Origin of the sequence: Streptomyces silaceus, from assembly GCF_001419745.1 — a bacterium.
In the GTDB taxonomy this organism is placed as follows: domain Bacteria; phylum Actinomycetota; class Actinomycetes; order Streptomycetales; family Streptomycetaceae; genus Streptomyces; species Streptomyces silaceus.
Genome location: NZ_LIRJ01000025.1, coordinates 72,596 through 85,135 on the forward strand (window position 1 = coordinate 72,596; position 12,540 = coordinate 85,135).

Here is a 12,540-nt window from a genome sequence, read left to right on the forward strand (position 1 = left end):
GCCGGACACGGTCCCTGTTCAGGAAGGCCCTCCCATGGCCGACAAGCCCGCCATCGTCCTGGTCCACGGCTTCTGGGGCGGAGCCGCCCACTGGTCGAAGGTCGTCGTCGAACTGCACCGCCGCGGCTACGGCGACCTGCACGCCGTCGAGAACCCGCTGACCTCGCTCGCGGACGACGCCGAACGCACCCGCAAGATGATCGGCCAGATCGACGGCCCGGTCGTGCTGGTCGGGCACTCCTACGGTGGCGCGGTCATCACCGAGGCGGGCGGCCTGCCGAACGTGGCGGCCCTGGTCTACGTCGCGGCGTTCGCTCCGGACGCGGGCGAGAGTCCGGGGGCGCTCAGTCAGGAGCTGCCGCCGGCGGCCTTCGAGAACATCGCGCCCGACTCGGACGGCTATCTGTGGGTCCGGCAGGACCTCTTCCACGAGAGCTTCGCGCAGGACCTGACGGCCGACGAGGCCCTGGTCATGGCCGTGACGCAGAAGGCGCCGCTCGCCTCCACCTTCGGCGACGCCGTCACCGCCCCGGCCTGGCGCGGCAAGCCGTCCTGGTACCAGGTCTCCACCGAGGACCGCATGATCCACCCGGACAACGAACGCCGGATGGCCGAGCGGATCGGCCCGCGCAAGACGATCGAGCTGAACGCCTCGCACGCCTCCCTGGCCTCGCAGCCCGGCGCGGTGACCGACCTGATCGAAGCCGCCGCCGTCGACGTGGCCGGCCGCTAGGGAGCCGGCCGCTGGGGAGCCGCCGCTCGGGAGGAGGCCGGTCCCGTCCCGGGGTCAGCCCTCCGTCAGGCGGCGTACGGCCGCCAGGGCGCGGTCGGCGTGGGCGCTCATGCGGAGCTCGCTGCGGACGACCTCGGCGACCGTGCGGTCACGGGCGATGACGAACGTCACGCGCTTGGTGGGCGCCAGGGAGAAGCCGCGCGTCACCCCGAACCGGTCGCGCACCGCGCCCTCGGGGTCCGACAGGAGCGGGAACCCGAGGGTGTGCCGCTCCGTGAACTCCCGCTGGCGCTCCACGCCGTCGCCGCTGACCCCCACGGGCCGCGCGCCCGCGGCGCCGAACTCGGCGGCCAGGTCGCGGAAGTGACAGGCCTCGGCCGTGCACCCGGGAGTGAGGGCCGCCGGGTAGAAGAACAGCACCACGGGCCCGTCGGCGAGCAGTTCGGAGAGCTGCCTCGGCGTGCCGGTCTCGTCCGGCAGCGTGAAGTCCTCGACGGTGTCCCCCACCGCCACGCGCGCCGTCATGCCCGGCTTCCCTGCGACGTACGGTCCATGGACGGTGCCTCCTCAAGTGACGGGAGCGAAACCCTACTCCAGCCATGATCCCCTCGGCCGCCCACGTGCGATGCTGGGGCACACTCGACCCGTGACAGGGCCGGTGACCAGGGAACATGGCAGGAGCAAGGGAGTGTTCGGCATCGTGACGGCAGCGGCGCGACGGACGGCGAAACGGGTCTGGGACCGTTTCTCGGCATCCGACCCGGGACTTCTGCGGCTCATGGCGGGGCTGCGCACGGTCGGGGCGATCCTCCTCACCCTCGCCGTGCTCGCGCTGCTCGGCACCTCCGTGACGCATCTCGTCGCGGGGGCGATGACGGCGATGGTCGCCACGTTCGCGATCCAGGAGAAGGAGGTGCGCGGCCAGGCGATCACGCTGGCGCTCGGCCTGCCGGTGGCGCTCGCGGCGATATCCCTGGGGGCCCTGCTCAACGACCGGGTCGTGGCGGGCGACGTCTTCTTCATCCTGCTGATCTTCGGCGCGGTCTACTCCCGCCGGTTCGGCGACCGGGGCACCGCCCTCGGCCTGATCGGCTTCCAGGTCTACTTCGTCTCGCTGTTCGTGAGCGCGACCGCCTCGACGCTGCCGGGGCTCTTCCTGACGCTGACCGTGGCGTTCGGCTGCAGCGCGGTCGTGCGGTTCGCCGTGGTGCCGGAGACTCCGGAGCGCACGCTGGCACGGCTGCGCGAGGCGTTCCGCGCCCGGCTCGCCCAGCTCGTCGCCCACCAGATCGAACTGCTCGACGCAGAGACCGAGGACGTACCGAAGGTCCTGGACGATCTGCGGCGCAGCACCGCCCGGCTCCACGAGGCCGCGCTGATGATCCAGGGCCGCCTGGAGGAGGGCACCCGCGACGCGTCGGCCGCGGCGCTGCTCCAGCGCAGGGTCGCCGACGCGGAGATCGCCGCGGAGCGCCTCGGCGTCCTGCTCCTCAACGCCCGCAGCGCCGAACGCGTCGAGACCATCACGCTGCACCTGCCGAACGCGCCCGCGCCCAAGCCGCGCCGCGCACGGTTCGGCCAGGACGCGGGCACGGCGCTGCGCAGGGACCTGCGGGCCCTCCACCTCCTGGTGGTCCGCCTGGTGCCCGACGACCGCGGCACGGCCCTGCCCTACGTACGCAACCGGCTGCTCGGCTACCGCGAGGAGAAGGGCCTTCCGCAGGGCTCGCCGGCCCTCCAGGACTGCTTCCGCGCGGTCGGTGAGTCGGCCCGCGCCATCCTGGGTCTGCGCCTGGCGGTGGACGGGTCGCGCGACGAGGGGGACGAGGAGTACGACAGCCCGGAAGCCGCGCGTTCCCGCGAGGAGTTCGAGGCGGAGGAGATCTCGCTCGCCGGGGAGGCGAAGGAGGACGAGGAGGAGCAGACCGGGCTGCGGCGGCCCACGACCAGGGCGGCCGTGCAGGTGTCGGTGGGCTCGGCGCTGGCGATCGTCGGCGGCGAGTTCCTGTCCACGCAGCGGTGGTACTGGGCGGTCCTGACCTGCTGGGTCGTCTTCCTCAACACCGCGTCCACCGGCGAGATCCTGGTCAAGGGCTACCGTCGCCTCGTCGGTACGGTGCTCGGCGTGGTCGCCGGAGTGGCGCTGGCCGGAGCCGTCGGCAACCACACGTGGCTCGCGTTCGCGCTGGTCCTGCTCTGCATCTTCGGGATGTTCTTCACGGCCCCGCTGTCCTACGCGCTGATGTCCTTCTTCGTCACCGCGATGCTCGGCCTGCTCTACACGCTCCTGAACACCTACAGCCTCGACGTGCTCGTGCTGCGCATCGAGGAGACGGCGCTCGGCGCGGCCTGCGGGATCATCGCGGCGGTCCTGGTGCTTCCGATCCGCACCTCGCACCGCACGGACGAGGAGCTCGGCACCGTCCTGGCGCGGCTGCGGGACGTGGTGTCGGCGTCGGTGGCCCAGCTCAGCGGCGGGGCCGCCGCCGACCTCGTGGACCTCGCGCGCGACCTGGACACCGCGCTGGACGATCTGCGCAGTTCCACCAAGCCGTTGACGCATCCGATCGCCCCGCTGCGGGCCCGCCGCCAGACCGCCCGCTACATCGTCGCGCTCCTGGAGACGTGCGCGTACCACGCCCGCTCGCTCGCGGCGACGGCCGAGTTGGTGCCCTCCAGCAAGAGCGTCGCGGCCGACGCGCGCCTCGCGCTCGCCGGGCGGCGCATCACGCACAACATCGACCTGATCGCCGCGCAGGTGCGCGACGAGGAGCCGGACGGCGCCATCGAGTCGGGGGCCAGCATCGCCTCGATGCTGGACAGCGGCGGTCACGAGGTGCTGCCGAACGGCTCGGTGGCGTTCCGCGTGCTGCGTCACCTCCAGCGCCTGGACGAGGGTGTCGTCGGCCTGGCCCGGCCGCTCGGGGTGCCCCTCACGGGGCGGGACGTCGGGGTTTCCCCACCCGCGTGACGGGGGTTTGTCGCATGGTGCGACCCCCGTCCAGGCCATGAGGGTGGTGCCCATGACAGCACTCAGGAGAACTCCACGTCGTCGTGCGGCCGCTGCGGCGGCCCTGGCCGCGCTGCTGGCACCGGTCCTCGTGACCGGCCCGGCACGCGCCGACGCCGCCCCCGCGCACGGCGCCGACGCACCGCTCAGCCGGACGGAGTTACAGCGCGAGGTGGACCGCACGCTCAAGGACGCCGGGTACATCGGCCTGTCCGTGCAGGTGCGCGACGGGCGCCGCCGTACGCACGCCGTCGCCGGCGAGGCCGAGCTGGGCACGGGGCGTCCGGTGGTCCACGGCGCGGAGTTCCGCGCGGCCAGCGTCACCAAGGCCTTCGTGGCCACCGTGGTCCTCCAGCTGGAGGCCGAGGGGCGGCTCTCGCTCGACGACACCGTGGAGCGCTGGCTGCCGGGCGTGGTGCGCGGCAACGGAAACGACGGCTCCCGCATCACCCTGCGCCATCTGCTCCAGCACACCAGCGGCATCTACAACTACGACTACACCGAGGACACGGGCGACACCGCGGCCGACTTCGAGCGCACGAGGTTCGACCACCGCGACCCCGAGGACGGCGTGGCCGGGGCGATGCGGCACAAGCCCGACTTCCCGCCGGCCGACCCCGACGACCCCACGCCCGACTGGAAGTACTCCAACCCCGGATACCTCCTCATCGGCATGGTGATCGAGAAGGTCACGGGCTCCTCGTGGGACAAGGAGGTCAGGGACCGCGTCATCCGCCCGCTGGACCTGCGCCAGACCTACGCTCCCGGCGACAACCCCCGCCTGCGCGGCCCCTATACACACACGTATCAGCGGTTCCCCGGGTCGAACGGCTGGACCGACACCAGCCTGCGGAACCTGACGTGGGGCGACGCGGCCGGTGAACTGGTCAGCAGCGAACGCGATCTGGACCGTTTCCTCACCGCCCTGTACGGCGGCCGGCTGCTGCCCGCCGCGCAGCTCGCGAAGATGCGGGACACCGTGCCCGTCAGCCCCGACTTCCAACAGGTCTTCCCCGGCCTGGAGTACGGCCTGGCGGCGATGCGCCAGCCGCTGAGCTGCGGCGGATTCCGCTGGGGGCACGGCGGCGACGCCGCGGGGCTGACCGTCAGGACGGCCGTCAGCGGCGACGGGCGCCGGACCGTGGTGCTCAACGCCTCCGGCAAACGGTCCGACGAGGCCTCGCTGATGGCCGCCGAGAAGGCGGTGCAGGGACTGCTGGACCGGACGATGTGCGGCAAGCGGGGCTGACGCCACCCGGGCGGCCGCTGCGCGGGGCCCTCGTCACGCCCCGCGCAGCTCCCGCACCACTTCGCCCAGCACCGGCTCGGGCAGGTCCGGCAGCATCATCGCGAAGGCCAGCACGAACTTGCCCAGCAGGAACGTGGTGTCCGGCGTCCTGCGCACGATCTCCTGGACGGACGCCACGTCCTCGGCGGCGACGGCCTCCAAGAGGTCCGCCGCGTCCGGCCCGGCTCCGTCCTCCGTGAGGACGTCCCGGTCGCCGAAGTCGGCCCGGCGCACCATGTGCCGCAGCACCCGGTCCGCCGCCTCCGGCAGATACGCCTTGCGCACGCCTTCGTTGGCGATCCAGCACAGCGCCGAGACGAGGTCGGTGGTCCGCTCGTCCGCGCCGCACTCCGCCACCAGGGAGTCGTAGGCGAGCTGATTCCCGTGCCGGAACGCGAGCAGCAGCCGTGCCGCCCGCGCCTTGGCCTCGGCCACCTGTTCCTCGGACACGGCGGATTCCGCCGCCGCGGACCCGTCGGCTTGCGCGGGCACTTCGGCCCGTACGCCCGATTCCTGCTTGTTTACGCCCATCTGGCACATGGTAACGATCACCGTGCGGGGGTCTTCAAGCACCCGGGGGCCCGTGGCGGCGGGTTCAGCGCATCCAGGCGCTGTACGACATGACGTCCCCGGCCTCCACTTCGTACGTGCGGTCGTTCCTCGTGACCGTCTCCTCCAGGCCGAGCACGGTGCCGCGTGCCGGGTCCAGGATCAGCATCCGCCGCAGTCCGCCGGACTCGTGGACGTACGCCTGACCGACGCGGCCGAGCCGGTCGGTGACCGCGCCGGCCGGGCGCAGCCCCTCGGTCCCGGCGAGGATCCGCGTCAGCGCCGCCGTCTCACGGGCTCCCGGTGTCCAGTGGCGCAGGAACATCGCCACGGCGTCCAGGAGTTCACCGGTGCCGGTCAGCGGGGCGGGGTCGCTCGGGCGGCTGAGCTCGGCCAGGTAGGTGCGCAGCGCGCCGGGCGTGTGCGGGGGCCGCGACCGCGGAGGGGCGGTACCGAAGCTCGGCGGGTAGGCACGGTCGCTGAGGACCTTGCCGTCACGAACGGTGCGGGGGCCCGCGGCGCTGTCGGCGATGACCGGCTTGCCCGGGTGGCGGGGGTCGGTGGCCACGACGAGCTCCGTGTGGCTGCCGTCCGGCCGCCAGTGCGTGACGCGCTCCTCGGGCAGCGTGATCGGGGCGGCACCCGCCCCGGACTTCACGGCCAGGCTCCAGGTCTGCACATGGGTGCCCCGGCGCAACCGCGCCGCCCCGTCGGCGGACGCGGCGACCGCGGCACGGTCGGCGAGCCGGTCGAGGGGCAGCGGGGTGGAACCGGACCGCGGTGTGAGGGGGTGCGGCGCCGCGGCGGCGGGCGCGCTGCCCGACCCCGCGAGGACGAGGGCCAGCGCGGCCGCGACGGCGAGCGAGACCATCTCGATGCCCCAGACCAGGCGCCGCACTTGGCGTGCCGGGCGGGGACGCGCGGTGGGCGCGCTGTGCAGGAGCAGGTTCAACTGGCGTTCGGCGTGGGCGGGCAGGGCCCGGTCGCGGAACCGGACGTCGTCGACGGGCACGGGATCGGCGCCGCGCAGCGCGGCGAGTTCGTCGTCATGAGCCATGGCCGTGATCCTCCGGAACGGTGGCGCGGGTCGCTTCAGGGACGGGCCAACTGGCCGGTGCGGGGTGGGAGGTGCGGTCGGGGCGGGTGTCACGCGCGGGCCCGGTGGTGGGTGCGGGTCCGGCGTCGCGCACGAGCCCCGGGGCAGGCTCGGGATCCGTCCGCGCGGGACGCATACGGTCTATCTCCGTTCTCAGGCGGCGCCGCGCCCGGTGCAGACGCATCGCCGCCGCCCGCGTCCCGCAGCCCAGCGCGGTCGCGAGTTCCTCGGTGTCCAGGCCCTCCCACGCCGTCAGGCGCAGGACCTCCTGGTCGGCGAAGGACAGCAGCCGCAGGGCGTCGTGGACCCAGTCCCCCGGCCGCTCGGCCTCCGGACCGGCCACGACGTCCCTGCGGTGGCGGGTCGCGTCGTTGCCGATCCGCTCCAACAGGCGTCTGCGGCGCCCGTATCCGCGTACCGCGTTCGCAAGGCAGCGCCGCGCTATCCCGTACAGCCAGGGCAAGGGGGCCGGCGGCAGATCGGCGCGCCGTCGCCAGGCGACGGCGAACACGTCGGCCACCACCTCCTCGGTGTCACTCGTCGGGCCGCCGAGCCGCCGTGCAACGTAGCGGCTGACCGCCCAGTAGTGCTCGCGATAGGCAGCGGCGAAGGTTTCGTCGTCGCTCACGGTTACGAAGTGTCCGGCACGGCCCCGGTCGTCACACCATCGGGGTGTGATCCATGTCGCTCCGCGTACCTGTCACGCATGCGCGGGCGCCGGACACAGGCGGGACATGGACAGCAACACCGTGATGCCGCCACCCGCGCGCGCCGCAGACCCCGATTCCGTCGCCGTCGCCACGCCGCCCCGGCCCCGTCGCCCCGGGAACGCCGCCGTGAAGTGGCTGACCAGCACCGACCACAAGACGATCGGCACGCTCTATCTGGCGACGTCGTTCGCGTTCTTCTGCATCGGCGGTGTCCTCGCCCTGCTGATGCGCGCCGAACTCGCGCGTCCCGGCACGCAGCTGATGTCGAACGAGCAGTTCAACCAGGCGTTCACGATGCACGGCACGATCATGCTGCTGATGTTCGCGACGCCGCTGTTCGCGGGCTTCGCGAACTGGCTGATGCCGCTGCAGATCGGCGCGCCCGACGTCGCCTTCCCGCGGCTCAACATGTTCGCCTATTGGCTGTACCTGTTCGGCTCGCTCATCGCGGTCGGCGGCTTCCTGACGCCGAACGGCGCGGCCGACTTCGGGTGGTTCGCCTACAGCCCGCTGTCCGGCGCGATCCGCAGCCCCGGCGCCGGCGCGGACATGTGGATCATGGGCCTGGCGCTCTCCGGCTTCGGCACGATCCTCGGCTCGGTCAACTTCATCACCACGATCATCTGCATGCGTGCTCCGGGCATGACGATGTTCCGCATGCCGATCTTCGTGTGGAACGTGCTGCTCACCGGTGTGCTGGTGCTGCTGGCCTTCCCGGTGCTCGCCGCGGCGCTGTTCGCCCTGGAGGCGGACCGGAAGTTCGGCGCGCAGATCTTCGACGCGGCCAACGGCGGCGCCCTGTTGTGGCAGCACCTGTTCTGGTTCTTCGGCCATCCGGAGGTGTATATCATCGCGCTGCCGTTCTTCGGCATCATCTCCGAGGTCATCCCGGTCTTCTCGCGCAAGCCGATGTTCGGTTACATGGGCCTGGTCGGCGCCACGATCGCGATCGCGGGCCTGTCCGTGACGGTGTGGGCGCACCACATGTACGTCACCGGTGGTGTCCTCCTGCCGTTCTTCTCCTTCATGACGTTCCTGATCGCCGTCCCCACGGGCGTGAAGTTCTTCAACTGGATCGGAACGATGTGGAAGGGGTCCTTGTCCTTCGAGACCCCGATGCTCTGGGCGGTCGGCTTCCTGATCACGTTCGTCTTCGGCGGTCTGACGGGTGTCATCCTGGCCTCGCCGCCCATGGACATGCACGTCTCGGACTCGTACTTCGTGGTGGCGCACTTCCACTACGTGATCTTCGGGACCGTGGTCTTCGCGATGTTCTCCGGCTTCCACTTCTGGTGGCCGAAGTTCACCGGCAAGATGCTCGACGAGCGCCTGGGAAAGATCACCTTCTGGACGCTGTTCATCGGCTTCCACGGCACGTTCCTCGTGCAGCACTGGCTCGGCACGAACGGCATGCTCCGCCGGGTGCCGGACTATCTGGCCGCCGACGGCTTCACCACGCTCAACACCGTGTCGACCATCTTCTCCTTCCTGCTGGGCCTGTCGATCCTGCCGTTCCTCTACAACGTCTGGAAGACCGCCAAGTACGGCAAGAAGATCGAGGTCGACGACCCGTGGGGCTGGGGCCGCTCCCTTGAGTGGGCCACGTCCTGCCCGCCGCCGCGGCACAACTTCCTCACCCTGCCGCGCATCCGCTCCGAATCGCCGGCGTTCGACCTGCACCATCCCGAGATCGCGGCGGCCGGGCAGAGGGCGCTGCGATGACGGCGATGGACGACCGCGCCCTGGACGTCCGTGCCCTGATCAACGAGGTCGAGGGCCATCTGCTCGTCGAGTCCGCCCGCGCCGAGGGCCGGGCGGCGGCCCGGCAGTTCACCGGGCGGCTCCCCTGGCTGACGGAGACCCAGCGCGCGGAGGTGGAGGACCTCTACACCGAGGAGCATCTGTCGCGCACGCGCCACGGCTGGCAGCAGGTCGCGCGCCGCAGCACCCAGTTGCGCGCCGAGTACGAGGAGACGTACCGCTCGCTGCGCCGGCGGCTCGTGGCCTGGGGCGTGATGGGCGCCGCGGTCGTGCTCACGCTGCTCATGGCGTGCGGGCTCTCCTGAACCGGTCACCGGGGGCGGCTCAGTTGGCGCCCGGCCGCACCGCCAGGGACCGGAACCACGCGATCGTGGCCGTGGTGGCGGCCACGGACGAGCCGAGGTGGCGGGACTTCTCGTAGTCCACCGCGCCGAGGTCGACGACCGGCACCTCGGCCCCGTTGGCGCGCAGCTCCGCCCGGCACCACGCGGTGTTCTCCACGACGGCCTGCTCGTCGCCCGTCGCCATGTAGAGCCGCGTGGGCATGCGCGGCGCCCAGTCCGTGCACACGGAGCCCGCCGCGCCGAACGCCTCGGCGAGGGTTCCGGTCGGCGCGGTCAGGAGCCGGCGTCCCCGGTCGGTCAGCAGCGCGTCGGCCGACCCGGGGAGACCGGCCATCATCTCCTGGCCGGTGTGCGTGCCGTCGAACAACTCCTCGACGGTGCGGGCGTAGGGCGCCCGGAACACCTCGGCCGGGTCGTCGTACACACCGCCGTGCAGCCGCTGGACCGCGACCAGCGCGTACGCCGCGTAGACCGCACCGTACTTCGGAGTGACCCGCCGCGCGTCGAACAGCGACGGCACGGACGTGCCGAGGAAGTCGTAGGCCCCGCTGACCGGCGCCAGCGCGCCCGCGCGGAACCACCGGTCCCCGCCGGCCTGCAGGGTCCGGCCGAGGCCCAGCGCGGCCGACGCGCCCTGCGAGAAGCCCGTGAGGAAGACGTCCCGCCGCAGCGTGTGGCCGGTGCGCGGCACGAAGGCGCGTGCCGCGCGCAGCATGTCGAGGGAGGCGGTCGTCTCCGACGGGACGTCCATCCACGGATGCGGGCCGGGCCCGCGCCCCATCCCGAGGTAGTCCGGTGCGACACCGGCGAACCCGGCCGACGCGTGGCTGATCGTCGCGGCGCTCACGAAGTCGCCGCGCACCATCGACGGCGAGTCGTTCTTGTGGACGCCGGTGCCATGGGCGAACGACACCGCGTGCAGCGCGCCCGGGCGGGTGCGGGGCAGCGCGAGCAGTCCGCTCGCGGTGGTCGGGCGGCCGGTCGCGTCGACGGTCCGGTAGACCAGCCGGTAGGCGTCCACGCCGTACCGGGCCACGCTCCCGTCGAAGCCCGCCCCCGCGAGCTCGGCCGCGGCGGCGGCGCGGTCGTCCAGGGTGTAGAGCCGTTCGGCGGAGACGAGGGTGCCGCGCCCGCCTCTCACCTGGTCGTCGGTGGCGTGCGTGGCCGCGGTCGGGGGTGTGGCGGCGACCGCTGTCGCGGGGGCACCGGCGAGCAGCAGCAGGGCGCAGGAGGCGGCAATCACCTTGGTACGCATGGGATGAGGGCTCCCTCTTCGGTCGGCGTGGGCCCGGGACCTCAGCCTGCGCCGTCGGGCGGGTCCCGCGCAGTGGGCCCACCACCCGATGCGGGGTGGTGGCAGCGCCACCGCCCGGTCACGCCGCGAGCGCGCCCCTGCGGCGGAGCATCGGCACCACGTGGTCCCGGACGGCGGGCGCCAGCAGCAGGTCGTCCTCGTCGCCCGACACCCAGCGCAGGTGGGCCAGTTCGGCCGCGGGGGCCGGGGCGCGGTCGATGCGGGCCTCGAAGACCGTCATCCGCATGGGGACGCGCTCCAGGGCCGCCACGGCGTCGACGTCGGCCAGGAAGGCCGGCTCCACGGGGGCCACGCCGAGTTCCTCGTCCAGTTCCCGTGCCAGTGCCTCCAGCGCGGACTCACCCGCGTCGGGCTTGCCGCCGGGCAGATAGAAGACCTCGGGGGCCGCCTGCTTGCTGACCACCAGGAGGCGGCCTTCCTGGACGACGGCGGCCGCCACGACGATCAGCGGAGCCGAGCCGTCCGCCATGCTCTGTTGGTTCATGCACGCGATTCTCTCAGCCGGACCGCCCGGCCGGTTCCGCAGGTCAGGGGGCCACGACGGCCTTGTCGTACGCATGCGTCACGATCGCGTCGGCCGTCTGGTCCGGTGTGCGGTCGGCGTTGTCCAGCCACCAGCCCACCTCGCCCAGTTCGTCGAGCATGGCGCGGCGCAGCGGGCCGGCGTCGATGCCGACGCGCTCTCGCGGGTCGCGCTCGGCGTCCCGGCGGTGGCACACGTCGAGCGGCGGCGCGAGGACCACGAAGAGGACGGGCCGTGGGCGGAGCCGGTCCACCATGAAGTCCAGCATGGCCCGGTCGGCGACGACGGTGTCCACGACGGGCACGATCCCCTCGTCGGCGAAGTTGCTCGCGAGGTCGCACACGTTGCGGACGCAGAGCCGCGCCTGCCGGTCCGCCTCCGGACCCGGTCGGCTCACCGGACCCGCCCTGCCGCTGACGACCATGTACGAAAGGACGTCGCCGTCGATGCGGGCGGCGCGCGGGTGGCGCCGGGCGACGAGCAGCGAGGCGGTCGACTTGCCCGCCGCCGGCACACCGGTGATGATCACGCAGCCCGGTGTCCGGGCCTGGGAACCGTCCACGTCGCCTCCTTCGGCCGTCCGCCGGATTCTCCCCGTCCGTACCGCGCGACGCACCCGCTTTTCCCCGTCACCGTACCCGTCACCGGCCCTCGGGCATCACCGCCGCCAGGCGTCCGCCCATGCCGCGGCGAAGTCGGCGAACGAGCGGGGCGCACGGCCCGTGACGCGCTCGACCGCCCCGCTCGTGCGGTCCTCCGCGCCCGCCGCGATCGCCTCGTNNCCGTCACGCGGGAGATCACGGCGGCGACGTCGGCGTAACTCAGCGTCTCGGGGCCGGTGATGAGGTGCGCCGTGTTGTGCGGCCGCTCGTCGGTGAGGGCCCGCGCGCCGACCGCGGCGATGTCGTCGGCGTCGACGAAGGCGACCCGGCCGTGGCCGGTGGCCGTCACGATCTCGTCCGCCGTGCGGACCGCGTGGGCGTGGGGGTGGTCGCCGGTGAAGTTCTGCATGAACCAGGAGGGTTGGAGCACCGCCCACTCCTCGAACCGCTCACGGATCGCGCGGTACACCTCCCCGAGGCCGTCGTCCGTCTCCGCGATGGCCGAGGATCCGAGCAGCACCACCCGCTCGACTCCCCCGCGTCGCGCCCGGTCCAGGAAGGGGAGCAGGTGCGCGGCGGGGTCGGGGGCCGCGGTGGGCGGGACGAGGT

Annotated in this window: 10 protein-coding genes and 2 pseudogenes; 5 read left to right on the forward strand and 7 right to left on the reverse strand. The window is 72.8% G+C overall.

Annotated elements, in window-relative coordinates; genetic code table 11:
* The first annotated feature begins 34 nt into the window (after positions 1-34).
* Entirely contained in the window at positions 35-733 is a 699-nt protein-coding gene (locus AOK22_RS02410) for an alpha/beta hydrolase (protein ID WP_055696847.1), read from the forward strand.
* A gap of 54 nt (positions 734-787) precedes the next feature.
* Here the strand turns inward: AOK22_RS02410 and AOK22_RS02415 are convergent, their stop codons facing one another.
* Positions 788-1,258 (reverse strand): peroxiredoxin, encoded by a 471-nt coding sequence (locus tag AOK22_RS02415; protein WP_055696848.1) that lies wholly within the window; start codon positions 1,256-1,258, stop codon positions 788-790.
* Positions 1,259-1,433: 175 nt separating this feature from the next.
* On the opposite strand from AOK22_RS02415, the gene AOK22_RS02420 reads away from it, so the two are divergent.
* On the forward strand, positions 1,434-3,704 hold the full coding sequence (locus AOK22_RS02420) for an FUSC family protein (protein WP_425263991.1): 2,271 nt from the start codon (positions 1,434-1,436) through the stop codon (positions 3,702-3,704).
* Between the two features lie 52 nt (positions 3,705-3,756).
* Positions 3,757-4,992, forward strand: coding sequence for a serine hydrolase domain-containing protein (locus tag AOK22_RS02425; protein ID WP_244164673.1), 1,236 nt, complete (start codon positions 3,757-3,759; stop codon positions 4,990-4,992).
* 33 nt (positions 4,993-5,025) lie between these two features.
* Here the strand turns inward: AOK22_RS02425 and AOK22_RS02430 are convergent, their stop codons facing one another.
* The 3 genes and pseudogenes from AOK22_RS02430 to AOK22_RS02440 all read right to left on the reverse strand — a co-directional run.
* The gene (locus tag AOK22_RS02430) at positions 5,026-5,562 is read right to left on the reverse strand and encodes a hypothetical protein (protein ID WP_141753688.1); all 537 of its coding nucleotides are present in this window, start codon (positions 5,560-5,562) and stop codon (positions 5,026-5,028) included.
* 64 nt (positions 5,563-5,626) lie between these two features.
* A complete protein-coding gene (locus AOK22_RS02435; protein ID WP_055696851.1) occupies positions 5,627-6,637 on the reverse strand; it encodes a CU044_5270 family protein in 1,011 nt (336 codons plus the stop codon).
* Between the two features lie 166 nt (positions 6,638-6,803).
* Positions 6,804-7,304, reverse strand: a pseudogene (locus AOK22_RS02440) (RNA polymerase sigma factor); the annotation flags it as partial.
* A gap of 181 nt (positions 7,305-7,485) precedes the next feature.
* Between AOK22_RS02440 and ctaD the strand changes: the two are divergent.
* A pseudogene (gene ctaD, locus AOK22_RS02445) lies at positions 7,486-9,108 on the forward strand (aa3-type cytochrome oxidase subunit I); the annotation flags it as partial.
* A complete protein-coding gene (locus tag AOK22_RS02450) occupies positions 9,105-9,452 on the forward strand; it encodes a hypothetical protein (RefSeq protein WP_055696852.1) in 348 nt (115 codons plus the stop codon). The pseudogene ctaD and the gene AOK22_RS02450, both read left to right, overlap by 4 nt.
* Before the next feature lie 19 nt (positions 9,453-9,471).
* Here the strand turns inward: AOK22_RS02450 and AOK22_RS02455 are convergent, their stop codons facing one another.
* The 3 genes from AOK22_RS02455 to AOK22_RS02465 all read right to left on the reverse strand — a co-directional run bounded on the left by AOK22_RS02455 (position 9,472) and on the right by AOK22_RS02465 (position 11,891).
* A complete protein-coding gene (locus tag AOK22_RS02455; protein WP_063795183.1) occupies positions 9,472-10,746 on the reverse strand; it encodes an alpha/beta hydrolase family protein in 1,275 nt (424 codons plus the stop codon).
* 118 nt (positions 10,747-10,864) lie between these two features.
* On the reverse strand, positions 10,865-11,290 hold the full coding sequence (locus AOK22_RS02460; protein ID WP_244164674.1) for an NUDIX hydrolase: 426 nt from the start codon (positions 11,288-11,290) through the stop codon (positions 10,865-10,867).
* Positions 11,291-11,333: 43 nt separating this feature from the next.
* Complete coding sequence (locus AOK22_RS02465) at positions 11,334-11,891, reverse strand: AAA family ATPase (RefSeq protein ID WP_055696854.1); 558 nt, start codon at positions 11,889-11,891, stop codon at positions 11,334-11,336.
* Between the last annotated feature and the right edge of the window lie 649 nt (positions 11,892-12,540).

Coding starts and splice junctions, on each gene's coding strand:
- AOK22_RS02415 (WP_055696848.1), bottom strand. CDS start 1,258: ATGACGGCGCGCGTGGCGGTGGGGGACACCGTCGAGGACTTCACGCTG.
- AOK22_RS02435 (WP_055696851.1), bottom strand. CDS start 6,637: ATGGCTCATGACGACGAACTCGCCGCGCTGCGCGGCGCCGATCCCGTG.
- AOK22_RS02410 (WP_055696847.1), top strand. CDS start 35: ATGGCCGACAAGCCCGCCATCGTCCTGGTCCACGGCTTCTGGGGCGGA.
- AOK22_RS02430 (WP_141753688.1), bottom strand. CDS start 5,562: ATGGGCGTAAACAAGCAGGAATCGGGCGTACGGGCCGAAGTGCCCGCG.
- AOK22_RS02460 (WP_244164674.1), bottom strand. CDS start 11,290: ATGAACCAACAGAGCATGGCGGACGGCTCGGCTCCGCTGATCGTCGTG.
- AOK22_RS02450 (WP_055696852.1), top strand. CDS start 9,105: ATGACGGCGATGGACGACCGCGCCCTGGACGTCCGTGCCCTGATCAAC.
- AOK22_RS02425 (WP_244164673.1), top strand. CDS start 3,757: ATGACAGCACTCAGGAGAACTCCACGTCGTCGTGCGGCCGCTGCGGCG.
- AOK22_RS02455 (WP_063795183.1), bottom strand. CDS start 10,746: ATGCGTACCAAGGTGATTGCCGCCTCCTGCGCCCTGCTGCTGCTCGCC.